Below are 24,212 nucleotides of genomic sequence, written 5' to 3' on the forward strand. Positions count from 1 at the left end.
GCTAGGCGGGCTTGTACTCCGAGTGGTCAATGCCGCGTTCCCATACGGCCTCGAATGCCGCCGCGCACAGCGCGACTTCAGCCGGTTCCTGGGAAAGCTCGAAGCCCGCGGGGTCCCCGTCACCGGTCTGGAACACCCAGCAGACCTGGCCGTCGTCGATCTGCCAGAAGTCGCATCCAGGAAGCGCGATGTCTCGCGCCTTCGGACGGGGGAGCCAGCGGACCAGCTCGCCTCCTGCGATGTTGGAGTAGCCGGTCACGGCATGCTCGAAGGCGATGTAGTCGCTGTGCGGCTCGGAGATAACCCGAGCGCGGCGGAAGGTAACGCCCCGGCTGACGTTGGAGGAGATGAGTTCGACCCAGCCGTCCATGTTTCCGAGCTTCTCCAGCTCGTCCACGGTCGTTCCCGCGAGCCACGCCTGGAAGTCGGGTTCGCTGCTGCCGTAGGTGTCGCGCATCTCCAGGTGAGTCACCGAGTGCTGTGCCTGGCTGAACAGCTCAATCAAAGTCTGGATCAAGGCCACCACACGCCTCCCATAGAGCCTTCTTCACCGTCTTCGGCACCCGGATAGCGCGCTCGTAGTCCTCGATGTGGGCGACCTGCCGGATCGTGTCGAGCACTTCGGGGTCGTCTTCTTTGCTGCCGACGATCACGAGGCTGCCGTCGCTGTCGTCCAGATGCACCGAAGCGCAACTGCCGCTCTGGCTCAGAGTGTCCTTGCCGTAGAACCGTAGTGCCATGGGAGGCTCCTGGGGTCTGGGTCTGTACGAACTGGTACACGCCTCTGCGAGCTTGACCCTCCGTCGCGGGCGAGTCAAGGCGCATGTTGGTGGCCAGAATCCCGTACGAACGAGCTAACTAGCCCAGATGCGCAAAAGGCTGGCCGGTGCGCCTACACGGCCCAGGGCATGTGACATACAATCAAAGCCTCAGCTGAGTTTCCGTCGCGAGTCGCAAGGAGACGCGAAGATGTCGGAGGATGACAGGGCGTCTGAGCTAAGTATCTCCGTGACAACTCTTGCACGTGGCGTTGTGTTCCACCTGACTGGGCCGCTAGGCAATGGTGCGGCTTCGCGTCTACGCGATGAATTACTAGCGGCCGAGGGGCACGATGCATCCTATGCGATCCTCGATCTTGAGAATGTTTCAAGCTGCGATGATCAGGGGGTTGGGGCAATCATCGCGGCCGCGAAGCGCGCAATACGCACTGGGATGCGCCTAGTTATAACTGCTCCCAGTTCAGCGGTATATGATGCTATGGAAGGCCGCGGACTTGAGGCCCGAATCGAATTTCGCAACACTCTGCACGAAGTAATCAATGAGCTCGAAGGATAGACCTACTCTCGTTTGTCAGATCAATAACGTCCCTTCGAGAGATCTCAAAACGCTCGCTCCACCTCTTTTTCAGAGGCAGAACGAGCGTTTTTCTCACGATCGCACTCCCGTGACTTACTTGGCTACTTTTCCTCTGAGGAGGTCAGCGGGGGCTTAACCTTGTTGGGCTGCCCTGGCTGCGCATCGCAGGGGACGAAACTTCCCCCACCGTACAGGTAGCCGTCATAGACCCAGCCGAGGGTCTGCGATTCGACATGGTAGACGTGCGTCCACGTGTTGCCGGACTCGTTTTCCACGTAGCAGTGGTACGTGAAGGTAGATGGCTGGTTAGTCGTGTGGAGACGTGCACAGATGTCATGCGGTCCCGTGCGGATAGGAATCCCGCTGTCTGCGAGACCTTCCCCGATGGTTCCATCGAGAGGGAACCAGTCATGACTCATACAGGACAGTGCGGGCTGAGGGTCATTCGCTGCGAGAGCCGAGGATGCCATTGGCGTGATGAACAGAATGGCCGCACTCAGGATCGTCAGGACTCTTCTAACCACTAGCCTTCCCTTCCATAGGTGGATCTCTATAGACTTCACGACGTCGGCTCGACGTCATGAGCTAGATGATTTCTACGGGGAATGCGCAAAGAAAGCATGCGAAATTACATGCTTATTGAAGTGGGCGGGGCGCCATCAGAAGAATTCGAAGTCATTGCGGATACCCAACCCGCGGTTGTCGACTCTTGTTTACATGACGGTAAGCGATGAAAAGAAGCGATGCAATAGGCGGAATGTCAATTTCTAGATGCAGTCAGTAGTCACGAGTTTTCCTTAGCGCGGCGGTTCTGGTCATTGCCGTAGGCGGCATCAGGAACGTCGGCGAAGGCGTTGGGTGCGATCTTGCACAGGTGCACGAGCAGCTCTGTGGCGAGGTTCTGTGCCTCCTGGTCGGCGGAGGTGTGGTGGCGCTTGGTCAGTACTTCGTGCCAGGCGCGCATGTTGCCGGTGACGACGAGCCTGACGGGTGCCGCTTCGGGCGGGACGGCTCTGGCTGCTTCGCGGGCCTGCTTACGGGTGAAGCCCTGGCGGTTCAGCTGTATGACGATGTAGTCGTACAGCGCGAGAAGGTCGTCGTATGCCTCCTGGACGAGGTAGTCGAGCCCTGCTTGTTCGATCGCCTGCGGGATGACGGGCTTGGTGCCGGTGTGGTCCACGTAGCGCTGGCTGATGACACTGAAACTGAGCATTCGGTGGCGGGTGAGCTGGGCAAGCCCGGCCCGACTCAGTCCGCGGATGAGGAAGGTTGCGCTGGCATGCTCGGCGATGCTCCAGTGCTGGTGTTCGTGGATGGCCTGGGTGATGTAGCCCTGGTTGGTGCTGGTCTTGGGGTTGGGCCTGTCCCACGACTGGTAGCAGTTGCGGCCAGCCGCCTCGGCGAGGGCGTCGGCGTCTTTGGCTCCGATGTCGGACAGGAAGCCGGTGAGGCCCTGGAAGGTGTTGCGGTCGAACGTGGTCTTGGCGATGAGGTGGACTTCGGGGGTCAAGGTTCTCCTAGTAGTCGGCTCCGTAGGCGCTCCCCCAGGAGCGGCCTGCGATCTCGGGGTCGGTGATGAAGTCCACGCCTCGGATCTGGGTCCGTAGGCATTGGCCGATTTCGTGTGCCAGCTCGGGGGCGTTGGCCTTGGGGAGGCTGGCGACGACTTCGTCATGGATGGGGAGGCGGAGGTATTCGGTGAGCCCGGCCTTGTCGCACTTGATGAGGCCACGCGCGGTGACGTCGCGGGCCGTGGACTGAATCCGGTAGTTGATCGCGCTGTATGCGCGCTCGGCATCTACGTATAGGCGGCGGCCGGTGAGCGTGGTGATGTAGCCCTGCCGACCGGCTTCCTTGGTGAGCTGCTTGGCCAGCGCGGCGACGCCGGGGTACGCCTTGTTGAAGCCGGCGATGGTGCGCTTGGCGATCGACTCCGACACCTTGGCCTGTTCGACGAGGGCTTTCCAGCCCCCTCCGTAGCAGACCAGGAAGTTGGCCATCTTGCCGATCTTGCGGTCTACGCCTGCGGCGTCTGCGGTGATCTGGTGGAGGTCTTCGCCGTTGATGAACGCGTTGAACATGCGCTCGTCGCCGGACAGGGCTGCGGCCATGCGTAGCTCTTGGGCTTGGTAGTCGATGCTCGCGATGACGTGGCCTTCGTCGGCGAGGAAGCATCGGCGCACCATCCAGTCTCCGGAGGGGAGGGTCTGGGCGGGGATGCCGGTGATCGACATGCGGCCAGTGCGGGCTTGGAGGGTGTTGATGTTGGCGTGGCAGCGGCCTTCGGCGTCCATGTTGGTCAGGAAGGATTCGGGCCAGGTGCCTGCCCATTTCCCGGCCTTCTTGTACTCCTTGATCGTTCGGGCGAAGTACAGGCCGCTGGTGGCCAGGTGTTCAAGGAGGTCGTCGTCCACCTGGAGTTTGCCGGTCTTGGTCTGCTTGAACTCTGTGTGGCCCATGTACAGGAGGGCTTCAGCGACCTGGTCTGTGCTGCCGGGGTTGAACTCCTCGGAGTCGAGGAAGCCGAGTTTGTCGATCTCGGTCTCGATTTCCATGAGCCAATAGGTCTCCTCCTGGCGGAGGCGGGTTGCTAGTTCGCGGGTGTAGGTCTCGTCGAGTTGGAAGCCACGGCGGGAGATCTTCGTGCAGATCTCGGCGACCTTGTGCTCGTAGGGGATGAGGTGGGTTGCGCTGGCGGGGACCTTCGGGCAGAGGGTCTTGTTGAGGACCCAGGCGAGGATGGGGTCCATCAGGGCGTACATCTGGAAGATGTCGTCGTCGAGAGGGACGTCTCGGAAGTAGTCGTCTCGCTTGATCTTGAGTTCTTTGCAGATCTGGGCGACGCTGCCTTTGATCTCCCTGGCGGCCACGGGGTCTACGTAGTGCTCGACCAGTTCTTCGAGCTTGTGGCCGGTGCCGCCTTCCTTCCGGCTTCTGGAGTCGACCAGCCGGGACAGGATGCCGGTGTCGGTGGTCTTGGGGAAGAGGGTTTCGAGGGGAACCCCCAGGTGGCGGTCAGCCACCTGGAGGTCGTAGGGCGCGTTGTGGATGTACAGGCGCTGGGCGCGTTCCAGCGTCCGGGCGGTGTACCAGGCGAAGCGTGGGTGTTGCTCGACTGGTAGGAGCCAGGCTGTGTCTCCGGCTGAGAACTGGGCGGTGCGGCACCTGAAGTCGGTGGCGTAGACGTCCAGTCCGGTGTTCTCGGTGTCGAAGCCGAAGTGGGTGTGCTGTTTGGTCCAAGCGGCGAAGGCCGCCAGGTCCTCCTGGGTTTCTACGACGTGGCCGGTGACGGGCCAGCCTGCGAGCTTCATGTGGTGGGTTCTCATGGCGACCTCCTTCCAATCTTGGTTTTCAGGGCATGGGTCAGCGGTTGCGGATGAAGATGGCCTTGCACTGGTCGGGGTTGCCCCTCTCCAGCGGGCAGAAGTGGCCTGCCCACGGACCCTTCGCGCCGGTACCGGTGCGGTAGGTCATCTCGCCGTGCGGGCAGGTCTTGGTCTCGACGCCGGGGGGCGGGCTCTGCTGCTGGCGGGTCTGCCCACCACCACCGGCAGGGCGGTTGCCGCTGTTGCCCTCCGGGCCCCAGAGGGCCTGGACGCCCTTGGCGACCTTGACGACCAGCTCGGCGTGCGCCTTGAACTCGGCGCTGGCCAGGATGGCGTCCGCTTCGGCGAGGTTCTCGGTGTGGAGGACGTCCCAGGGGGCCCCGTAGCCCGCGCCGTACTTGATGGTGGTGACGAGCTTGCCTTCAGTGGTGGGGGTGTGGGTCACAGCGGTCTCCTTGGAGGTGGGGGTTGCGGTCTGGGCTTCGTCGGCAGGCTGATCGGCCTGCCTGTACTCGATGGGCTCCTCGCCTGCGGCGGGGGTAGCCCAGGGGTCTTCGTCGAAGTAGTCGCTCACGGAGCTTCCAATCTCTGGTTTGAGGGCATGGAGAAAGAAGAAGGGTCAGCGGATGGGGCATGCGCCGTTGGCGCAGTCCTCGTCGGTGCCGTCTTCGACGTGAGCCAAGCCCGTCGAGGCGATCCAGGACTCGTAGTCGGCCTTGTCGATCCGCTCGTACGGGGCCAGCTCGAAGCCTCGCTCGGGGAAGATCGTGGTCCCCTTGAGTGTGTCGGCGTATTCGCGAATCAGCGCGCCGATGTACTGGGCGCTGTACCTGGCAGCGTCCACGTTGGCGGTGAAGGACACCGCGTTGTCGGCGTACTCCTCCTGGACCATCTCCTGGAAGGCGAGGAGCTGGTTGAGGGTCAGTTCGTCGGCGGACTCAACGACGCTGCCCGGCCAGCCAGCCTTTTCAACTCGCTCGACGACGGCTTCCTTGGAGGGGATCTCGACGACGACGGTGTTGGCCGCGTACGGGTCGGGCACCACGTTGTATCCCTGGACCCGGTAAGCCTCCACCTGTGCTCGCTGGCCTTCGTCCAGCGTGGAGAAGCGGATGCGGCGGATGTAGTAGCGGCTGAAGATGGGGTGGATGCCCTCGGTGGTGCCGGGCAGTTTGGCGATGCTGCCGGTGGGGGCGATGGTGGTCACCTTGACCGGCTCGGGGATGCGGAGGCGGAAGGCGTAGTCGCGGGCCTCCTGCCGTACGGCCAGCTTGAGGGATCGCAGCATGGATCGTACGTAGGAGCTGTTGGGAGCGGTTGAGTACCGCTGCCCCATGAGGGCCAGGGCCTCCTGGACGCCGAACAGGCCGACGCCGATCCTGCGGTTCCTGGCGAGGATCGCGGCCTGCTGGGGTGACTCGACATCACCGAAGGTGGCCCGAACGAGGAAACGGGTCATCAGCCGCGCGGCCTTGCTCGCCTTCCCGAAGTCGAAGGTGTGGTCGCTGGGGTCGACGAATGCGGCCAGGTTGAGGTGGCCCAGGTTGCAGTTCTCAAACGGCTCCAGGGCGATCTCGCCGCAGGGGTTGGTGGCGAACACCTGGCCGGTTTCCCCTACCTGGGACAGGGACCTGTTCCAGATGCCCGGCTCGCCGTTCTTGAGCATGCCTGCGGTGATGCCGTCCAGGATGTCCTTGGCGCGGGGGTCTTCCTCGTCGAGCGCCCTGTAGAAGTCGCTGTCGGTGATGACGCTGATGTTGGTCGACCAGTGCGACTTCCCGTCTTCCTTGCAGTGCAGGAAGTCGAAGATGTACGGGTCATCCCAGTGCAGCATCGCCATGCGGGCGCTGCGGCGGTTGCCTCCGGCGACGACGCATTGGGCCACGGCATGGTCGATCTCCATCGCTTCGAGAGGTGTGACGCCGCCGCGCAGCTCGCTGCCCTTGCGCCAGTCCTCGGAGCCGTTCATCACCGCGCCCACGTCGAGCAGCATCTTGGCCAAGGGCGCCGGGCCTGACGCGGTGCCTCCGAAGGTCTTGAGCCGGGAGCCTTGGGCGCGGACGTTGGAGACGTCGAAGACGCGGTCGTGGTGGATGGTGAGGGGGCTGGTGTAGGCGTCGAGCAGCTCCACGAGCGCGCTGGCCCAGCCTTCGCGGCTGTCGTTGACGACGCGCGGCCAGTCCCACTCGTGGCTGTAGGTGGAGGTGAGGAGCCCTGCGTCCTTCATGGCCTGGTAGTCGGGGTGGCCGGGGTCGCACACGATGTGGATGTTGAGGGGCCGCAGGATGCGGTACTTGCCGAGATGGCTGGTGGAGTAGTCGCTGCCTACTCCCCCGCCCTCCATGAGCCGGAGGAAGGTGAACTCGAAGTGCTCGGAGAAGCGGTCGGTCCATCCGCTGGTGTGGCAGTTGAAGAGGTACTGCCTGCCGCGGACTCCGCTGGCCCATAGGTGTCGGCCGGCCGGGAGGACGGCGAAGTCCTGCATGAGGGTGGACAGCTCGACGCTTTCGCGGAAGTAGGCGGTGGGCGAACTCCAGCGGACGAGGTCCAGGTTGCCGTGGACGACGCGATCCACGGTCTCCGGCCAGGTCTCCTTGGTGCCGTCTGCCTTGGTTCGGGAGTAGGTGCGCTCGTAGACGGTCTGGCCGGTGGGTCCGAAGTTGGTCAAGCTCAGTGCTCCTGGCTGTTGGTGAGGTAGTTGGCTTCGGCGTTGCTCATCGCTCGCCGGGAGCCTGGGCCTTGGTGCTTGTTGCCCAAGGTGTTGAGGTGGCGGTTTAGCTCGCGGGTCAGTACGTCGATGGCGTCGCTGACGCGCCGCTTGTCCGGGGTGGGTAGTCCCAGGTCGATGGGGCCGTAGGCGGCGAGGATGATGTCGTGGGCCTTGGCGCTGACGCGTGCGAGTGCCGCTTTGATGTCGGCGTGGTTGGCCCACACACTGCGGAGTTCGAGTGCCTGCCCGAGCTGGGTGTCTTTGCTCGGGGTGTCCCAGGTGTCGGGGTTGAAGTAGGTCTCGCGCAGGATGGCGCGCACTTCCTTGGGGGTGTAGATCACGTGGGAGGTGTTGACGATGTAGGCGTAGTGCTCCGCGCCGCAATATGTGCTGGCCCGCTGAGAAAGAAAGAAGCGCAGGGTGTCCTTGGGCTGCTTGCCGTACTCGCGAGCGCGGGCCATGGCGCGCTCGAAGCTGCCCCAGTTGTCCAGGGCGTAGCGAGTGATCTCTGCGGCGATGTCGTCGGCGTCGATGCTTGGGTACTGGCGGGCGAAGCGGCGGCCGACGCTGGCGGCCTGGTCGAGGAGGAGTTGCGCGAGGTCGTCTTCGATCAACGAGTTACCAATCTATGTTTTGCTGGCATGGCTTTAGGCGGTGCGAGTGAACTTGCCGCCGCCGTCACGCTTGAGCGCTCCGTAGCGCGTGCCTTCGACGACGAAGCTGCCGTCCGGCCAGATGTCGATCTCGACGGGGCTGACGTCGTAGTGGCCGACGTAGAGCAGGCCGAAGCCCTGCTGCCAGTTGGCGACGCCTCCGGCACCCAGATATCCGGCCTTGCGGACGTCCATGATGTTGCCGGTCTCGAAGCCCCACCTGCGGGTGGGCTTGCCGCCCCGGTACTGGGCGGTGTGGCGGCGCACGCCGAGTCGGCGGGTGTGCCCCATCACGATGTTGGCTCCGGCCTTGGCGGCGTGGTTGTAGGCGCTGGTGCCTGCGATCTGGGACATGCCCTTGATCTCGTGGCCGTGGACCAGGACGGTGTCCGGGCCGACCTTCGTGAACGGCTTGATCAGGTCTACGCCGAAGCCGTCGAAGTCGAGGAGCTTGGCGAAGTGGAAGGTGTCGGAGAACTCGGCCAGGGCGGGTGCCTGCTGCTCCAGGTACACCCTGGGGCGCTCGTCGTGGTTTCCTTCCAGGACTCCGACCGGGCCTGAGTAGAGCTTGCGCAGGGGCTCGAAGAAGTTCTTCTTGCCGTAGTCGGAGTGGCGGACGACGAGCTGTTCGTACTCCCCCTTGGTGCCTCGGTTCCACCTGCTCGGGGTGGGGTAGTCCATGAGGTCGCCGATCTGGTAGACGGCGTCGGGCTGGTAGTCGCCGATGAAGGCGGTGACGTTGCGCAGGGCGCGCTTGTCCTCGTACGGCAGTTGGGTATCGGAGATAACGACGACGCGCTTCAGTCCCAAAGTCCCTCCTTGGCCAGGCGATCGACGGTGTCCACGTAGAGGAAGGTCCAGCCTCCGATGTGGGTCTTCCAGACCTGTTCGGCCGTGACGGTCCGGTGAAAGGTGCATTCCGGTTCGCACCACAGGCCATTTGTCTGGCGGCGCTTGTGCCGTTTGAGTAGTGCGTGCCTTGCTCGGTGAGCGAGGATCACTCGTCGTCCTCCCGGAAGATGTCGTCGATGATGGTCCGCTCGTCCTCGTCGAGGGCTTCGTCGTCCCAGATGAAGCCCAGATGGAGCCATAGGTCGTAGCTGTCGGGCAGCTCAGGGTCCTTCCAGAGCAGGAAGCGTCCCGCCTGCGCTTGGTCGCCCTGGGAGTTGAGCACTGTGCTGATGAGGCGGGCTAGTTGGTGCTCGATCTCTTCGGCGGTGGGGATGGCGAGCCCCTTGCTGGTGTGGTAGCACCAGCCCTTGGCCTTGAAGAGTGCGGCGATCTCGTGGGGGTTCAGCTCCCACTCGCCGGTGACCTTCACGGTTGGCTGCTCCTTCGGTGTGCTTGCAGGGGGGCGATGGGGATGAGCTTGAGCAGCTCCTCGCCCTCCCAGCCGTCGGCCAGGAGGGCGATGTGGGCGGTCTCGATGTCGTCCACGGCCTGGAGGATGTGGCCTAGATTCATGGAGGTCACTGGTTGCCCCAGATGGTTCCTGCGAAGGGCTCCCCCGCTGCGGGGGTGGGGGCGGCATAGCCCCGGAAGGCGGAGTCGAGGGCCTGGTCGAGCAGGTTGAGCTTGTAGCGGAGCATGACGTTGTAGGCGATGCCGTCCTCCACCTCTTCGCGGGCGTAGGAGACGAGTTCCTTCAGGCTCATGCGCTCGAACTGCTGGGTGCTTCCCTCGCTGTACTGCTGCTGGCCGACACTGAGGATTCGGCCCTGGACAGCGGTAACGGCGGACATGATCTCGCGAGCTAGGTCTTCGCTGGTCACAAACTTCCAATCTATGTTTTACGGGCGTGAGACAAGGATGGAGATCTACGCGCCGAGCTTGGCGCGAAGTCCATCTCTGCCATGAGTTGCGTAGAAGGAAGTCACATCTCCCCCGCTCATTGGGATTGGGCGAACGGCGTCCAACCCAGAGTTGGAGATCTTGGTCACCAGTTCCCTGCCAGCATCGTCGTCATCGTGCAAAACGAAGATCCCGTCGAACTGGACGAGCAGGCGTCGCCACACCTTCTCCCAGACGTTCGCGCCTGGGATGCCGATGGCGGGCAGGTCGCACTGGTTGGACACGGCCCGGTCAAACTCCCCCTCGGTGAGCACGATGTTGCGTGTGCCTCGTTGGAGGGCCTCGGTGCCGTAGGGCCGGGGAATGTCCCCCGGCATTGAGCGGTACTTGGGGGTCCGCTTGGGCAGTTCCACGCTGCCCGTCAGGTCGAGGTCCTGGGCGTCCAGCCGCCTGAAGCGGATGGACAGAACCGTGCCGTCAGGGGCGAGGTACGGGATCGCGATGTAGTCCCGAACCGCCTCATGGCCGGGCTCAGGAGAACGGACGACGCCGAACCTGTGCTCGGCGATGGTCTGTTCGGTCAGGAGCCGCTTGGGGCCCGTCAGATATTCCAAAGCCTCTTCGTCGAGCTGGTCGACGTAGGTCTCCATAGCCTTCGCCATAAAGCTCAGCGAGGAGCTGCTTGGCACTACCGCCTTCATCTACCACCCGCCGGGCGAGGGTGACGGCGTTGCCCTTGATGCCACAGCCGTTGCAGTTGAACGCCTCATAGCGGACGCTCGCGGATGCCTGGTTGTCATCATGGAAAGGGGCAGCGCATCGAGCGCCACCGTCCTCCTTCCTCCACAGGGGGCACGCTTGCTCCGAAGTGCTCCAGGAGCGGGGTGATCGGGATCAACGACTACCATTCTTGGTTTTGATGGCATGCGAAAAGACGGCTCGGGCCAGCGCTTCGACGATGGCCGGGTTGCTCAGGGGCACCTTCTTGTCGGGTCGACGAAGGTCTGTGGGTGGGGTGGATCGGCAGTAGCGCGTCTTCATCGTCGTCTCCTGGATCGTCCAGGCCGATCGGCCTCAGGGGATGCATAGCGCCGTCCGATGACGGCGGGTGCGGGCGGGAATTCCAGATAGTCGGCGGCAGCCCGGAGGATCTCCGGCTGGTCGCGGGCAGCGGTCAGCAGCCGGCCATTACACATGCGGCACAGCAGACCGCGAACGAGCATGTCGGAGTGGTCGTGGTCCACCGACAGTCGTTGGCGTCGCACGCCCTTGCATATGGCGCAGGCGCCATCCTGGGCGGCGAGCATTGTGTCGTAGTCGCCGGGCTCAAGCCCATAGACGCGGCCGACACGGGATCGGTGATGGGTCTGGCTGCGAGACTTGCGCTGGCAGTCCGTACAGATACGCCCTCGGGGGCCTGAGAAGAATTGTGGGGCGCGATTCTTGTCGCACCGCTCACATCTCCTCGTGGATGCGGCGCTCGTCCTCACGGGGAGTTTCCCAGACGCTGGCAGGTAGCTCACCTCCTGGCTTGTCGGGGTCGGTGATGAGCATGCGCTCCAGGTCGGCCTGAAGCTCAACCGACAGGTCCCCTGCTGCGGAGGCACGACCCGAGCGGTTCTTCAGCACATACACGCCGAGTGCCCGGCCGTACGGGGTGAAGGTCTCGGTGTAGGCCAGTCCCAGCACCAGGGTTTGGAGCTTGGTGATCTTTCCTCGGATGTCCTTGAGCTTGAGTGCCTGATCACCCGACTCAGCCTCGCCGACCACGTGGTGCAGCACGACGACGGCGGCCTCGGTCTTGCGGGCGAGGTCTACCAGGAAGCTCATGGTGGCTTCCAGGCTGGTGAACCCCTCTCCCCCGGATTCGTCGAAGACGTTGGCGAGGTTGTCCAGGACAAGCAGTTCGGGCCACGTGCCGTACATGTAGGCGTAGGCAAGGACCTCCTCCTCGACCTGGGCGAGGGAAGGCGCGGCGTCGAAGTCGAACCAGACGCGGGTGAAGTCGCGCAGGGCCTTCTCGTACTTATCGGCCTTGCCTGAGCGGTAGGCGTCCTCGATCTCCTCAACGCGATCCCCGCTGAGGATCGCTGCAGCTCGGATGGCTTGGGTGACTTCGTCGGAGTCGGCGGACATGTAGATGCCGTGGCAGCCGGATCGGATGGCCAGGTTGAGGGTGAAGGCGCTCTTGCCTACGCCGGGCGCCGCGGCCACCATCGCGACCTGGGAACGGCGGAAGTGCGCGGTGACATCGGCCAGGGATGTCCATACGACCGGGATAGGCGCACCTGCTGCTTTGGCTTTTCGCCTGGCATGAGAAAGAAGAAGTATGGGGTCCTCCTACAGGTTCATGAGGGGGCAGTGAGGGCTGACGGAGCAGGTCCGGCATGCGTCGCCGGGGTTGGGCAGGAAGAGGCCCTGCTGCTCGATGAGCACCTGGCGCTCGAACCAGCGCTCGATCCACGCCTCGTCGAGCGTGGCCAGGTTGGTGGGGGGCGTCGGCTTGCGGTGCTTGGTCATGAAGAAGTGACCCCAGGCAACCTCTTCGTCGAGCAGGCGCGTAAGTGCGCGGGCGTAGACGATGAGCTGGAAGGGGACGGCGGGGGGCTTGGAGCCGCTCTTGATGTCACGGACGGAGATCCGGCCTGTGGCGGGGTCTTGCATGACGAGGTCGATGTAGCCACGCACGAGGGCTCCGCCAAAGGGTTCCTCGAAGCCAATCTCGGAGGCGATGGTGCCGTCTGGCCACACGTAGGGGATGAGCGTGGGGTCGGCGAGGTTGTAGTCGATGTAGTCGGCTACTTGGCTGAGGCCATCGGTGAACCGGTCACGCAGATCGGTGAGAACCTTCTTACGACCTCCCACGAGCCATTGGTCGCGGTCGGGCCAACGCTCGTCAGCCTTGCTCAGTTCGGCTCGCCACGTAGCGGAGAAGATCTCCTGGGCTTCGACGGTGGGCATGGTCCTTCCGGACTTCTCCCAGGCGTCGCACGCTTCGTGGATGGCGATGCCCTGCATGGTCCAGCCAGCTTGGAGCTGGGGAAGGCGCTCCACGCGTTCGAGTTCATATGCCGTGCCGCATCGGGCGATACCGGTGACGCGGGAAACGGATGTTCGGGTTAGCAGGAAATCAGCTTCCAATCTTTGTTTTAGGGAGAGGTATTAGTTTGCGGCCCAGAAGCCTAGACAGACGTCCTCTTCGTCGTCGGTGGCGAAAACGGGCACCGCCTTGCTGGGGATGCTCTGAAGCGCCCTATTGACGGCCTCGCGCGTGGCATCGCCGACCGTAGCGAGCACCTCGTAATAGAACCCTTCTCCACTCATTTGCTCGAACTCGGAGACAGTGACGCCATGCCTGTCATACACGAGGGTTGGCGACTTGAGTGCAGACCTAGAGGTGCGAGGATCGAACATATGTGAGTGATTCCAATCTATGTTTTGAGCGGTAAGAATAAGCCCGGCCCATCAGCACAGGCCGGGCTTTGCATGCGGGGAAGGGGTCCTATCAGGTAATCACTGAATTAGGGAAGCCTCTAGTCCTCGATGACTTCCCGCACGTCCTCCAGCACCATCTTGATGTGCCAGGGCTCCCCAGCAGGCTTCTCAAAGAAACCCCGCTCCGGGTCGTAATCGATATCCAGGTTGTTCTCCTCAAGCCCGACTGCCCACCGAAGTGCACTGTTCAGCTTGGTGATGGGAATCGCCTGCCCCTGAGAGACCTTCGAGAGGTTGCGCAGGGAAGTGATCGGTCCCGACTGCCTGTGCTCTACGGCTATCTCATCCCACGGAATAAACTTGTCATGCCGAAGGTTTTTTCTCTGAAATCCGAGCCTTTCAGCAGCCGACTGAACACCAGCGACGGTGGTGTTGTAGCGGCGGGCGATATCGCGGTACGGCGTCTTAGCCTCGAACATGAGGCGAAGTTCGTCGTCTTCCATCTTCTTGTTAGCCATTTTCGTAGTCCAATCCGAAGTCTAACTGGCGCATATCATCAAGATCATCTCCGTTCCTTTTACCTGACGGCTCAAGGAAGTGACACTCGCGGATGGTACTTCCAAGACAAACATTAACTTGTCGCCTCTATGGATTCCGAGAAAGAGGAGAGAAACTTGGGTCTTAGCTGAACACGCGAACAGAGGTCCATACGCTCAATAAGACTCGAAACTTTGATCAAGTCATAGGCCAGCCGCCAATCGCGAAACACTACCAGAAGGTAACATGCACGAGTGGAGGCGGCCCAAGATCTTGCTTTGGCTGCAAACTGGGGCGCGGCGAATGACGGCCGTCTTTATATCTCCACCTCACGGGGCTAGACGGGTCGCTTTCGGCTTAGCTACCTGCCCCGGACCGTTCTTCTGGCGACGGTGCCCATAGATTGACATACAACAAGCGCGTGACCGCCGTCCATCCCGCAGATGCGGAACCTCTCGGCAGTGCGTCTAGATTCAAGCTACCACTCTTGGTTTTGGCTGTCAATCTCGCCTTGACCAGCACCAGAAGCTCCCGTTGGGGCGAGGACCCAAGAGCCTCACCCCTTCGATGCTGCGAAGCTACCACACAAGGTTTCGACACCCAATACATTTCGATTACTTGTTCGATTCCAAGCATGTGACGCATATCACACATGCTGAGTTGGACCAGCCACACGAAAGTCCCTCCCATAGCTCTATGGGAGGAGGGAGAGGAGGAGCGAAGCGAAACTCCCCGACCGACGAACCCCCCTCCTTCGATCGGAACCCCCTAAGGGGTTCCGATACTCACTAACTCCTTAGGACCGCCTCCGGGGCGGTCCTTTGAGGTTCCAGGGGTTCTTCCTTCTTTCGACTCCAGGCCGTACGACGTCTGAGGGGGTGGCGACAATGATCAGAGCCCCGAAGAAGTGCCTTGAGCCAGGATGCTCCAAGGCTGCCAGCGCCAGAGGGCGCTGCCTCCTTCACCACAAGCCATGGGCCCAGCAGAGCCCACGCAACCGCTCACGGCCCTCCAATGCCGCGACGCTGATGCGTCGAGTTCGCCAACGCGACCGAGAGCGCTGCTACCTATGCGGCAAGCCTGGACGGATCGTTGACCACATCCTCGCGGTGGCCGAAGGCGGCACCTGGGAGATGAGCAACCTGGCGTGCATCTGCGATGCCTGCCACGCCGACAAGACCCAGCAAGAGTCAGCACGCGGAAAGGCACGAAGGCATTGACCGATGGCACAAGGACTGCACAGGGCCCCGAGCGACCCCCGGAGGATGCTCCCCGTTGGAGCTGCGATCGTGGCGGCCCTGGCTGCGGGTCTTGTGGGGACTTTGACGATCAGGACTTTGCCTCCCTCGTCGAACGAGGCCCCGAGGCCGACGACGAACTCGAAGACTTCGACACGGGCTGTGCCCGCTGGAATGACCCCGACGCCGACTGCGACGGGTGCGAAGCGGCGGACCTCTGCTACGCCGACTTCGAGGAGTAGCCCAAAGGACTGAACAACTGCGGCTGCCAGCGATACGACCGAGCCTCGGGCCGGTGGGGCTGGCTTGCGTGTGTGAGGGCGGGTTCCACACGCACAACTTCTTCCTTCTACCTTCAGGGGGTTCCTGATGGCCCAAGCTGCGCGCGGACGCGGCTCCCGAGCAGCCAAGCCCGTGGAGACGCCCGAAGACGACAAGCTCAATAGCCCTACGCCCGACCACACCGACGACTCGTGGACGGTGAGCGACATCCTTGCCGGCCGATACCGGGTGGGGTGAGCCGGTGGCAGGACGTGGACCCGCTCCCAAGGAGAACGCGGTCCGGCGCAACGCCGTGGACCTGTCCCACCTCGAAGGCGACGAGGACGTCCCCGACAAGCTGAGGAAGCTCTTCAAGCGCGACGGCTACTCCGTGGCCACCCAGCGTTGGTGGGACACCTGGGTTGACTCCGACCAGGCCGACAGCTTCAAGGCCACCGACTGGCAGCGCCTCCAGATGTTGGCGCCTCTTGTCGAGTCGTACTACCGCCGCCCCGGCCACAACGCGCTGGCCGAGATCAGGCAGAACGAGTCCCTGCTGGGCGCGACGGTCACTGACCGGATGCGCCTGCGCATGAACAAGACCGACCCCAAGCAGAACGACAAGCCAGATCGCTTGCCCGAGAACGTCGCCGACTTCGAGCTGTACCGTTCCCTAGGTGGCACTTAGTTAACGCTCTATCTGGCGCATTTCCGTGCCTGCGGCTCGAAGCTTTTGATATGCCTTCTTGGCCCGCTCCGCCTCCGCTCGCCCCTTATACCACGAGGTTTGAAGCGTCGGAAACCATGAACCAAGTTTCGCCGGATTCTTGAGCAGGTAGATGACGGTTCCTACAAGGCTCCCACTCCCGACGCCGGTAATAAGTAGTTCCATTGCAAACGGCGAGTTCATGGACAGCTTTTGGACGAACGCATTTCGCTCGGTGGTGAAGCGTTTAATGCCAACGTTATCGCTGATGCTGATTATCGGATCCTCGTCAAGGAAGCGCAGTTGTGCGTCGTCGGCTTCTTTTAGGTACATAGCATCATCCACGGCTTCCACCACCGTCTGTACAGCAACTAAAAGGTCATTCATTTCCGCAATGGTTGGCGTGGAGCCCGGTCGGACGCGATCTATTCCGTCCATGCCGAATATTGCTGGCGAACGAATCCCGACGTGGAGCAGGCTGCCGGTGCGTGTCCCAACGTCTGTCCAGAGGTCCGTCATAGCCAACAGATACTAGCGCCCCTGAACTTGGGAGGTGATGCCTGTTGCTGACCGTCTGCATCGACTGTGGAACCCCCGAGAAGTACCACGGCTCTCGCCGATGTAGGACTTGCTACAACAAGCGGGCGGCCGAGCAGGCTGCCGCTAGGGGAGCTGATCCGGGGCACAGGGAAGCCCTCAAGGCTCGGGCGCGAGAACGCGAACGGGAGCGGTACCAAACCGACCCGGAGTTCAGGGCTCGGAAGCAGGCGGCGCAGACAAAGCGCCGCCTTTTCTATCACCAGGGCTCGCTAACTGAGGCCGAGTGGACGGTCCTCAGCAAAATCTATGGCGGGTTGTGCGCCTACTGCGCGTCCCCTGCTGAGGTCATCGACCACGTAGACCCATTGGCCGTTGGCGGCTCACATACCGCCGCCAACGTCGTTCCAGCTTGCTCCTCCTGCAACTTGTCGAAGGGGGACCGGCTGCTCATCGAGTGGGGCGGGAGGTGACCCAGCTTGCAAACGGGAAACCTCAGAGAGGGCGTACCGCACCCCTCCCGGTCACTCGGCTACGGCATCCTCCGCTGGGCTCGCACGTACATCGTCCAGCCTGACGGCGAGAACGCTGGTGAGCCGTGGGAGTTCACTCCCGAGCAGATCCGGTTCGTGTTGTGGCTGTACGCCATCGACTCCAAGGGGCGATGGCTTTACGACACTGCCACGCTGCGCCGGTCGAAGGGGTGGGGCAAGACCCCGGTCCTTGCGGCCTTGGCCATCATCGAGTTCATCGGGCCCGCCCGCTTCTCCCACTTTGACGAGAACGGCCTGCCGGTCGGCAAGCCCGTCCCCCTGCCCCTGGTCCAGCTCGCTGCAACGTCGATCGACCAGACGCAGAACACGCGCGACATGGTCCGCGGCATGCTAGCCAGTTCTCCCGCCGAGTACGAGTACGGGCTTGAGCTTGGCAAGGAACGCATCCAGTTCAAGGATGGCCGTCCGGGTCGGATCGAGCCGGTTACCAGCTCGTCGCGCGGCCTGGAGGGCGCACGACCCACGTTCGTCGTGGGCGATGAGACCCATCACTGGGTCTCCTCCAACGGTGGCATCGCCGTCTATGAGGTGCTCGACCGTAACGTCCGTAAGACGGCTGGCGCGGGCTCACGCTTGGTGGAGTCGACCAACGCGTTCAACCCGAACGAGGACTCCGTCGCGCAGCGCGCCTACGAGGCGTATCTGAAGAAGCCCGATGGCAGGCAGCTCTACGACTGCGTTGAGGCCGACTCCGACGAGATCGACCTGAAGGATATCGAGGCTGTCGAGCTTGGCCTGAAGCAGGCGTATGGCGACTCGCACTGGGTGGACATTCAAGGTCTGATCGACGCTATCCAGGACCCGCGTACGACGCGGGCCCAGGCGTACCGCTTCTACCTGAACAAGATCCAGGAGTCGGCTGACGCGTGGATGCCGAAGGCCATCTGGGATGGCCTGGCCGACTCCGACGACCCGATCAAGCCGGGCGATCAGATCGCCGTGGGCTTCGATGGCTCGCTCTACAGCGACTCCACCGCGATCGTCGGCTGCCGTTTGCGCGACGGCAAGCTGTTCTTGATCCACCTGGACGAGCAGCCTGACCCGAAGCACTCCAAGTTCGCAGCCGACTGGCAGGTGGACACGCTTCTGGTGGATCGCAAGATGCGTGAGGCCCGCGATACCTACCGGATCGAGTGGGCCTACTGCGATCCGTCGTACTGGCAGAACGTGGTCGCCACTTGGGCGCTGGACTTTACCGAGAAGGACAAGCTCGGGCGCGACATCGTCTTTGAGTTCTCGCCCCAGCGGGCCAAGCAGATGGCCGAGGCCATCGAGCGGTTCCACACCGCCGCGCACCTGGGCGAGGGCATCCGCCACGACGGTGGCGCGGACATGGCCCGCCACATCGGCAACGCGGTGACCTACGAGGTCCCCCAAGGGCTGCTGATCCGCAAGGAGTCCAAGCGCTCCCGGAAAAAGATCGACATCGCCATCGCGGCCGTCCTCGCTTACGAGGCCCGCGCTGAGGCCATCGCTGACGGACGCATGAGGGTGCGTCGCATGGCTCGCCTACGCAGCTACTAGAAAGGAGGGCCCTTGACGCCTGGCCGCATTGGGGGCCGTCCCGAGACACCACTTGAGTGGGTCGTCTACCTCGAAGGCAAGCTGAATTCCCAACGCTCTGCGAGCGCCCGGTACGTGCAGTACTACGACTCCGAGAACAAGGCGCTGAACTACGCCCAGTCCAAGTTCCGCGAGATCTTCGGCGACATGTTCCTCGGGTGGCGGGACAACTTCTGCCCGCTGATCGTGGACTCCATCAGCGAGCGCCTGCGAGTGCAGGGCTTCCGGATGGGGCCTGAGGAGGCGGCCGACAAGGAAGCTACCGAGATCTGGCAGCGCTCCTTCATGGACGCCGAGAGCAACGCTGCTCACATCGACGCTCTGGTGCAGGGCACCTCAGCCATCACGGTGTGGGGCGATGAGGACGATGAGCCGACGATGACGCCCGAGTCGGCTGACGAGGTCGTCGTCCAGTACAAGCCCGGCTCGCGGCGGCTGCTCGAAGCCGCGCTGAAGAAGTACAACGACGACTGGGGCGCGGAGTACATCACCCTGTGGACTCCCAAGACCATCTTCAGGACTACCCGGCTGATGGACGGTCAGAAGTGGGCCGACCCAGAGGAGATCACCAATCCCCTGGGCCGGGTGCCGGTCGTGCCTTTGATGAACCGCACCCGGCTGAAGCCAACCCCGTTCTCTGAGCTGGCCGGGATCATCCCCGTTCAGGACGCGATCAACAAGGTCGCCGCCGACGCATTGGTGGCCTCAGAGTTCGCGGCCTTCCCGCAACGGGTGATCACCGGCGTCGAGCCGCTGCCCGATGACGCCACCGATGACCAGGTGGCCGCCGCGCGCCAGGAGGCGCTCAAGGCGTACATCGACCGCATCCTGACGCTGGACAACCCCGATGCCAAGTTCGGTCAGTTCCAGGCCGCCGACCTCAGCAACTACGTGACGTTGATCGACATGCTGGTCCAGCACATGGCCAGCCAGTCGAGGGTGCCATTTCACTACTTCCTCCTCAACGGCGGGCAGGCCCCCTCTGGAGAGAGCATCACCGCTGCCGAAGCCGGGCTTGTGGCCAAGGCCCGCGAGCGGATGCTGCACTTCGGAGAGTCCTGGGAAGAGGCTCTGCGGATCGCGTTCCACGTCAAGGGCGACATGTCCAAGGCGAAGGCGTACGCCGCAGAGGTCATCTGGGAAGACCCCGAGTACCGCTCCAAGGCCGCTCTTGCCGACTCCCTTCTGAAGATGAAGGAACTCGGCGTTCCGGAGAAGCAGCTCCACGAGGAGTACGGCTACACCCCCACGCAGATCGAGCGGTTCGCCGCCATGCGCGAGGAGGAGATGAAGAGGCAGAAGGAGCTGAACGACAAGTACGGCTCCGACCTCCTCGATCCCGTGACCGGCGCACCAGTCAAGCACGGCAGGCCGGGCCAGGCCCCCGCACGCGGTGAGGCCAAGCCGAAGACCCCCACCGACAAAGTTGCCGCTGTCGAGCGCCAGCGCTCGAAGGCCGCCTGACCTTCTTACTTCTTCCGACGGGCCCTAGCCGACATGGCTGGGGCCTTTTTCATGCCCCCAATCCGACATGGAGAGGACCCACCCCGCCGATGGACCCGCAGGACACTCCGCAGACCGAGCCGAACGTCGAACCCACCACGACCGCCCCGCCCAACGAGGCCGAGGTGGATTGGAAGGTCGAGGCCGAGAAGTGGAAGACCCACGCGCGCAAGCACGAGACCAACTGGAAGAGGGCCACTTCCGAACTCGATGAGGCGCGCAAGGCCAGCCTGAGCGACGCCGACAAGGCGCTCGTGGAGGCCGAGGAGCGAGGCCGTAAGGCCGCGCAGGGTTCCATCGCAACCGAACGCGCCCAACTGAAGCTGGAGGCCGCCGCCGCAAAGGCCGGCGTCGACCTGTCCGTGGTCTCCGACCTGCTCGATGTCTCCAAGTTTCTGACGAACGACGAGGTCAACGTGGACGCGATCGGCGACTTCGTCTCTCAGCTCTCCGCACAGTTCACCGCGCCGAAGGGCCCGCGGTTCCCGCAGGGACTCGGCATCGGACCACAGTCGAGCGCCGGTAAGCCCGGTCAGCTGACGCGGGCGGACCTGAGCCGGATGAGCGCCGCCGAGATCGCCGAGGCCGATGACAAGGGCCTGTTTGACGACCTCAAGAACGGCCTCGCGTAGGCCACCCCTCTCCCCCTGACTCCTTACGGATTGGAACTCCTACATGGCTAACGCCTTCAACGCCACCGCGCACGGTGTCGTGAATCCGGGCTTCGTCCCGGAGATCTACTCCGCCAAGCTCCAGATCAAGCTGGAGGGCTCGCTGGTCCTTGCTTCCGCCCTGGTCGCCAACCGCGACTTCGAGGGCGACATCCGTGATGCCGGTGACACGGTCAAGATCCCGATGGAGATCCTGGACCCGACCATCACCCCGTACCACCTTCAGACCGGCCTGGGCACTCCTCAGGAACTCACCCTGAAGGACACCGACCTGAAGATCACTGAGGCGGACAGCTTCAACTTCCGAGTTGAGGACATCGCACAGGTGCAGAACAAGGTCAAGGGCCTTGTCGCCAAGGGCCAGGAACGCGCGGCGCGCAAGCTGGCTGAGGCCGCCGACGTGTTCGTGTCCGGTGTCATCACCACGGCGGTCGCCACGGCCGACAGCCGGGGCAAGAAGGTCACCCAGATCGTCCGCGACCCCGCCGCTGTGGGCGGCGCGGGCAAGGCGTACGAGACCATCGTCGCCGCGAACCTGGTCCTGGACACCAACGACGTGCCCAGCCAGGGCCGCTACATCGTGGTCTCGCCGAAGATCTACAGCGAGCTACTGCTGGATGAGCGGTTCATCTCCGCCGACAAGTACGGCGCTGGCTCCGTCATCACCAACGGCGAGGTCGGCCGCATTCTCGGCATGACGGTCTACATGACCACTGTGATGTACACGCGCGAGATGGTCATCGGCCACCAGATGGCCGTCACCTTCGCCAACCAGATCGTCAAGACCGAGAGCTACCGCCCCGAGAAGTACTTCAGCGACGCGGTCAAGGGCCTCCATGTGTATGGCGCCCGCGTGATCCGCCCGGAAGCGCTGGTCACGGTCATTCCGAAGCCCTAGTCCCCCGTCTGCGAAGTTAGCCTCCGGCCCGTTGGGGTCGGGGGCTTTCTCCTGTTGAAGGGAGTTTCGTGCTGCTCGTTGATGTTCCTGACATCGAGGCGCGCTCCGGCCGATCCCTCACGGGTGCCGACCTGGCCAAGGCGCTGGCCTACATCGCGGACGTCTCGGCGCTGATCGAGTCCTACCTGCGGCGCACCTACACCTCACCCGGCGAGGTGCCTGGGGTGGTGAAGGCGATCTGCTGCCTTGAGGTGCAGCGCTTCATGAACACCGACCCCGGAGTTGCCAACGACCGGGTTGGCGATCTGTCCACCATGTACGCCGATGGCGGCTCGGTGGTTGCCCTGTCGGTCGATGCCAGGGTAGCGCTTCGCCCGTTCAGGGCCGGTGGCGGGATCGGCACGATCAGGCTTTACAGCCACCTGCTTCCCCCGCTCACCGCGGGAGGTACGCCGTGATTCTCGATAGGGCACCCACGCCGGTCAAGGTGTTCAAGGTCGACTGGGTCGAGGACGGCTACGGCGGCCGGTCCCCCAAGCCCTCCACGGAGTTCGTCACCATCAACGCGTTCGTTCTGCCGACCGGCTTCTCCGGCGCTGGCTGGGCCGCTGCGATGCGCTACGCCTCCGAAGGCTGGGCTGATACCGCCCGATCCACGATCGTGGCCAACTGGACTCCCGAGATCGCTTCCCTGGACTTGGGCCGGTGGACTCGCGTGGAGATCAACGGCCAGGACTGGACGCTCGTGCAGACCCCCAAGCAGTGGTCCTCGCTCCGTGTGCACTACTTCACCGCTCAAATCGAGCTGAAGGGCGACGCCGCGTGAGTTTGTGGATCGACCCTGACATCGCCGAGATCGTGGCGGGACTCGACGGAGTCCACGACGAAGTCATGAAGGTAGCCCACAAGGGCGCGGGCCTACTGCGTGCCGCGATCAGGTCCAAGACCGGAGCCATGGCCGCGAGCGTGGAGTCTTCCGCGCTCGGCAGCAAGGACGCCTGGTTCGGGATGTCCGATGAGGGCGCGATCGGCTACAACTTCGGCCACCACAACACGTGGGCGGATCGGCCGGTGTCTGGCAGCCATGTGATCGAAGAGGCTGTGAAGCGGCTGTGATCGACATCGATCCGGAGAAGCTCATCATCAAGGCGCTCCAGTACTACCTTCCTGAGCACTCCGACCGGGTGATGACGCTCGCTCCCACCGACTGGAGCGACCGGGAATTTCTGGTCGTGCGCGCTACCGGAGGTGGTGCGTCCAGCCAGCCCCACCTGTACAAGGTGTGCTACTTCGAGATCGAGGCGTTCTCCTCCACCCGAGGGGATGCGTCCCGGCTCGCTCGGCGGGCCGGGGAAGCGATGATCGCTGCCGCGCGGGAGAACTTCCGCGATGAGACGGCCTACCTGTTCCGCTTCCGCGAGGTCAATGCCCCCTGGCTGGTGCATGACGGTCTGTCGTCCAAGCACGGCGACGAGTTCATGTTCCAGGGGACCTACAACATCTCGATGCGCTCGCTGCGTTGACGCGGGCCTCTTCGTTCTTCTTCCTACGCCACCCAGGAGTTTCGCATGCCACCGACTTACCTCACGAAGGACCCCGTCCTCGTCCCGAACACGGGATACATCTTCGTCGCGCCAGAGGGCACTCCGAAGCCGACGCTCCCCCTGGACATCCGTAACCTGCGCACGCTGCGCGAGACGGTTGGTTTCCCGTGGGCGTCGATCGGTAACACCTCGCTGGAGAACGGCGTCGGTCACGAGACCGAAGGTGATGACGCGGAGGTGCTGGGCACCTGGCAGAACCCTTCGCTGCGGACGACCAACCCGCCGAAGGTCTACACGGTGACGCTGGCCCTGGCCGACTTCACGATCGACACCTACAAGCTGTACTACGGCGGCGGGACGGTCACGGCCGATGGCAGCTTCCAGATCCCGTCCGTCCCGGCCGCGAGCACCAAGGCGATGCTGATCGTCGCGGTGGACGGCGACCGGCACGTGGTCGAGTACTACGAGCGGGTCTCCCTGATCGGCGCTGAGGGGGTTACCTTCGACCCGTCCGCCCTGACGGAGATGCCGGTGAAGGCCACCATCCTGGGTGGCGTCGCTGGCTTGGGCGAGATCTCGCCCGTCATGTGGGGTAAGGCAGTGGTCGTCAAGCCGCCGACCGTGACCGCTCTGGACAAGACCACGTCGGCTCCGGCTACCCGTATCAAGATCACCGGCACCAATCTGAACGCCCCGCTGACGGTCTGGTTCGGCGTCTACGAGGGCACGGATGTGGTCACAACGCCGACCGGCACTGAGCTGACGGTCGCGGTGCCCAAGCCGGTCGAGACGGGCGACCTGGCGGTGGATGTGAAAGTCGAGACGAACTTCGGTGAGTCTGCGGCCAAGCCGTTCACGATCAAGCAGACCCCCTAGCCCTCCCCCCTTTTTTGCCCTCAAAACCGAGATTGGTAGCTCTTGAGGGCTCT

Annotated in this window: 29 protein-coding genes; 13 read left to right on the top strand and 16 right to left on the bottom strand. The window is 63.4% G+C overall.

Annotation, left to right across the window (positions count from 1 at the left end; genetic code table 11):
- Window position 1: 1 nt before the first annotated feature.
- Complete coding sequence (locus tag ACIBG8_RS19465; RefSeq protein WP_397344231.1) at window positions 2-523, bottom strand: DUF6879 family protein; 522 nt, start codon at window positions 521-523, stop codon at window positions 2-4.
- Complete coding sequence (locus ACIBG8_RS19470) at window positions 498-740, bottom strand: hypothetical protein (protein ID WP_397344232.1); 243 nt, start codon at window positions 738-740, stop codon at window positions 498-500. Before ACIBG8_RS19470 ends, ACIBG8_RS19465 begins: the two co-directional genes overlap by 26 nt.
- Window positions 741-969: 229 nt before the next feature.
- On the opposite strand from ACIBG8_RS19470, the gene ACIBG8_RS19475 reads away from it, so the two are divergent.
- Complete coding sequence (locus ACIBG8_RS19475; RefSeq protein WP_397344233.1) at window positions 970-1,335, top strand: STAS domain-containing protein; 366 nt, start codon at window positions 970-972, stop codon at window positions 1,333-1,335.
- Between the two features lie 805 nt (window positions 1,336-2,140).
- Here ACIBG8_RS19475 and thyX read toward each other — a convergent pair.
- From thyX to ACIBG8_RS19540, 13 genes are all read right to left on the bottom strand, one after another.
- Complete coding sequence (gene thyX, locus ACIBG8_RS19480) at window positions 2,141-2,866, bottom strand: FAD-dependent thymidylate synthase (protein ID WP_397344234.1); 726 nt, start codon at window positions 2,864-2,866, stop codon at window positions 2,141-2,143.
- Between the two features lie 7 nt (window positions 2,867-2,873).
- Window positions 2,874-4,682, bottom strand: a complete 1,809-nt coding sequence (locus ACIBG8_RS19485) for a DNA polymerase (RefSeq protein ID WP_397344235.1) — start codon at window positions 4,680-4,682, stop codon at window positions 2,874-2,876.
- 37 nt (window positions 4,683-4,719) lie between these two features.
- Window positions 4,720-5,256 (bottom strand): hypothetical protein, encoded by a 537-nt coding sequence (locus ACIBG8_RS19490; RefSeq protein ID WP_397344236.1) that lies wholly within the window; start codon window positions 5,254-5,256, stop codon window positions 4,720-4,722.
- A 45-nt stretch (window positions 5,257-5,301) separates the two neighbouring features.
- Complete coding sequence (nrdJ, locus tag ACIBG8_RS19495) at window positions 5,302-7,350, bottom strand: ribonucleoside-triphosphate reductase, adenosylcobalamin-dependent (protein ID WP_397344237.1); 2,049 nt, start codon at window positions 7,348-7,350, stop codon at window positions 5,302-5,304.
- Between the two features lie 2 nt (window positions 7,351-7,352).
- Window positions 7,353-8,006 carry a hypothetical protein gene (locus ACIBG8_RS19500; RefSeq protein WP_397344238.1) on the bottom strand — a complete coding sequence of 218 codons (654 nt, stop codon included), beginning with the start codon at window positions 8,004-8,006 and terminating at the stop codon, window positions 7,353-7,355.
- A gap of 33 nt (window positions 8,007-8,039) precedes the next feature.
- Window positions 8,040-8,855 carry a metallophosphoesterase gene (locus ACIBG8_RS19505; RefSeq protein ID WP_397344239.1) on the bottom strand — a complete coding sequence of 272 codons (816 nt, stop codon included), beginning with the start codon at window positions 8,853-8,855 and terminating at the stop codon, window positions 8,040-8,042.
- 187 nt (window positions 8,856-9,042) lie between these two features.
- Entirely contained in the window at window positions 9,043-9,366 is a 324-nt protein-coding gene (locus ACIBG8_RS19510; RefSeq protein ID WP_397344240.1) for a hypothetical protein, read from the bottom strand.
- A 148-nt stretch (window positions 9,367-9,514) separates the two neighbouring features.
- The gene (locus ACIBG8_RS19515) at window positions 9,515-9,817 is read right to left on the bottom strand and encodes a hypothetical protein (RefSeq protein WP_397344241.1); all 303 of its coding nucleotides are present in this window, start codon (window positions 9,815-9,817) and stop codon (window positions 9,515-9,517) included.
- Between the two features lie 45 nt (window positions 9,818-9,862).
- A complete protein-coding gene (locus tag ACIBG8_RS19520; protein ID WP_397344242.1) occupies window positions 9,863-10,486 on the bottom strand; it encodes a toprim domain-containing protein in 624 nt (207 codons plus the stop codon).
- A 387-nt stretch (window positions 10,487-10,873) separates the two neighbouring features.
- Entirely contained in the window at window positions 10,874-11,359 is a 486-nt protein-coding gene (locus tag ACIBG8_RS19525; RefSeq protein ID WP_397344243.1) for an endonuclease VII domain-containing protein, read from the bottom strand.
- The gene (locus ACIBG8_RS19530; RefSeq protein WP_397346145.1) at window positions 11,292-12,167 is read right to left on the bottom strand and encodes an AAA family ATPase; all 876 of its coding nucleotides are present in this window, start codon (window positions 12,165-12,167) and stop codon (window positions 11,292-11,294) included. Before ACIBG8_RS19530 ends, ACIBG8_RS19525 begins: the two co-directional genes overlap by 68 nt.
- Before the next feature lie 9 nt (window positions 12,168-12,176).
- Window positions 12,177-12,977: a PD-(D/E)XK nuclease family protein gene (locus ACIBG8_RS19535; RefSeq protein WP_397344244.1), complete on the bottom strand. Its 801-nt coding sequence runs from the start codon at window positions 12,975-12,977 to the stop codon at window positions 12,177-12,179.
- A gap of 392 nt (window positions 12,978-13,369) precedes the next feature.
- Window positions 13,370-13,789, bottom strand: coding sequence for a hypothetical protein (locus tag ACIBG8_RS19540; RefSeq protein WP_397344245.1), 420 nt, complete (start codon window positions 13,787-13,789; stop codon window positions 13,370-13,372).
- A 1,047-nt stretch (window positions 13,790-14,836) separates the two neighbouring features.
- On the opposite strand from ACIBG8_RS19540, the gene ACIBG8_RS19545 reads away from it, so the two are divergent.
- Both ACIBG8_RS19545 and ACIBG8_RS19550 read left to right on the top strand, forming a co-directional pair.
- Complete coding sequence (locus ACIBG8_RS19545) at window positions 14,837-15,028, top strand: HNH endonuclease (protein WP_397346146.1); 192 nt, start codon at window positions 14,837-14,839, stop codon at window positions 15,026-15,028.
- Between the two features lie 541 nt (window positions 15,029-15,569).
- Window positions 15,570-15,995 carry a hypothetical protein gene (locus tag ACIBG8_RS19550; RefSeq protein ID WP_397344246.1) on the top strand — a complete coding sequence of 142 codons (426 nt, stop codon included), beginning with the start codon at window positions 15,570-15,572 and terminating at the stop codon, window positions 15,993-15,995.
- On the opposite strand, the gene ACIBG8_RS19555 is transcribed toward ACIBG8_RS19550, so the two are convergent.
- Entirely contained in the window at window positions 15,996-16,532 is a 537-nt protein-coding gene (locus ACIBG8_RS19555; protein ID WP_397344247.1) for a hypothetical protein, read from the bottom strand. It abuts the gene before it with no gap.
- 335 nt (window positions 16,533-16,867) lie between these two features.
- Here ACIBG8_RS19555 and ACIBG8_RS19560 point away from each other — a divergent pair, with 335 nt between their 5' ends.
- From ACIBG8_RS19560 to ACIBG8_RS19605, 10 genes are all read left to right on the top strand, one after another.
- Complete coding sequence (locus ACIBG8_RS19560) at window positions 16,868-17,023, top strand: HNH endonuclease (RefSeq protein WP_397346147.1); 156 nt, start codon at window positions 16,868-16,870, stop codon at window positions 17,021-17,023.
- 6 nt (window positions 17,024-17,029) lie between these two features.
- Window positions 17,030-18,628: a terminase TerL endonuclease subunit gene (locus ACIBG8_RS19565; RefSeq protein ID WP_397344248.1), complete on the top strand. Its 1,599-nt coding sequence runs from the start codon at window positions 17,030-17,032 to the stop codon at window positions 18,626-18,628.
- A gap of 12 nt (window positions 18,629-18,640) precedes the next feature.
- On the top strand, window positions 18,641-20,131 hold the full coding sequence (locus tag ACIBG8_RS19570) for a phage portal protein (RefSeq protein ID WP_397344249.1): 1,491 nt from the start codon (window positions 18,641-18,643) through the stop codon (window positions 20,129-20,131).
- 89 nt (window positions 20,132-20,220) lie between these two features.
- Window positions 20,221-20,802 carry a hypothetical protein gene (locus tag ACIBG8_RS19575; RefSeq protein ID WP_397344250.1) on the top strand — a complete coding sequence of 194 codons (582 nt, stop codon included), beginning with the start codon at window positions 20,221-20,223 and terminating at the stop codon, window positions 20,800-20,802.
- Between the two features lie 43 nt (window positions 20,803-20,845).
- A complete protein-coding gene (locus ACIBG8_RS19580; RefSeq protein WP_397344251.1) occupies window positions 20,846-21,739 on the top strand; it encodes a phage capsid protein in 894 nt (297 codons plus the stop codon).
- A 68-nt stretch (window positions 21,740-21,807) separates the two neighbouring features.
- The gene (locus ACIBG8_RS19585) at window positions 21,808-22,197 is read left to right on the top strand and encodes a hypothetical protein (protein WP_397344252.1); all 390 of its coding nucleotides are present in this window, start codon (window positions 21,808-21,810) and stop codon (window positions 22,195-22,197) included.
- Complete coding sequence (locus tag ACIBG8_RS19590) at window positions 22,194-22,565, top strand: hypothetical protein (RefSeq protein ID WP_397344253.1); 372 nt, start codon at window positions 22,194-22,196, stop codon at window positions 22,563-22,565. Before ACIBG8_RS19585 ends, ACIBG8_RS19590 begins: the two co-directional genes overlap by 4 nt.
- Window positions 22,562-22,855, top strand: coding sequence for a DUF5403 family protein (locus tag ACIBG8_RS19595; protein WP_397344254.1), 294 nt, complete (start codon window positions 22,562-22,564; stop codon window positions 22,853-22,855). Before ACIBG8_RS19590 ends, ACIBG8_RS19595 begins: the two co-directional genes overlap by 4 nt.
- The gene (locus tag ACIBG8_RS19600) at window positions 22,852-23,262 is read left to right on the top strand and encodes a hypothetical protein (RefSeq protein WP_397344255.1); all 411 of its coding nucleotides are present in this window, start codon (window positions 22,852-22,854) and stop codon (window positions 23,260-23,262) included. The genes ACIBG8_RS19595 and ACIBG8_RS19600 overlap by 4 nt, the downstream gene beginning before the upstream one ends.
- A 45-nt stretch (window positions 23,263-23,307) precedes the next feature.
- The gene (locus ACIBG8_RS19605; protein ID WP_397344256.1) at window positions 23,308-24,159 is read left to right on the top strand and encodes a hypothetical protein; all 852 of its coding nucleotides are present in this window, start codon (window positions 23,308-23,310) and stop codon (window positions 24,157-24,159) included.
- The last annotated feature ends 53 nt before the right edge of the window (window positions 24,160-24,212 follow it).

The sequence above is a fragment of the Nonomuraea sp. NPDC050556 genome (assembly GCF_044457355.1).
Lineage (GTDB): Bacteria > Actinomycetota > Actinomycetes > Streptosporangiales > Streptosporangiaceae > Nonomuraea.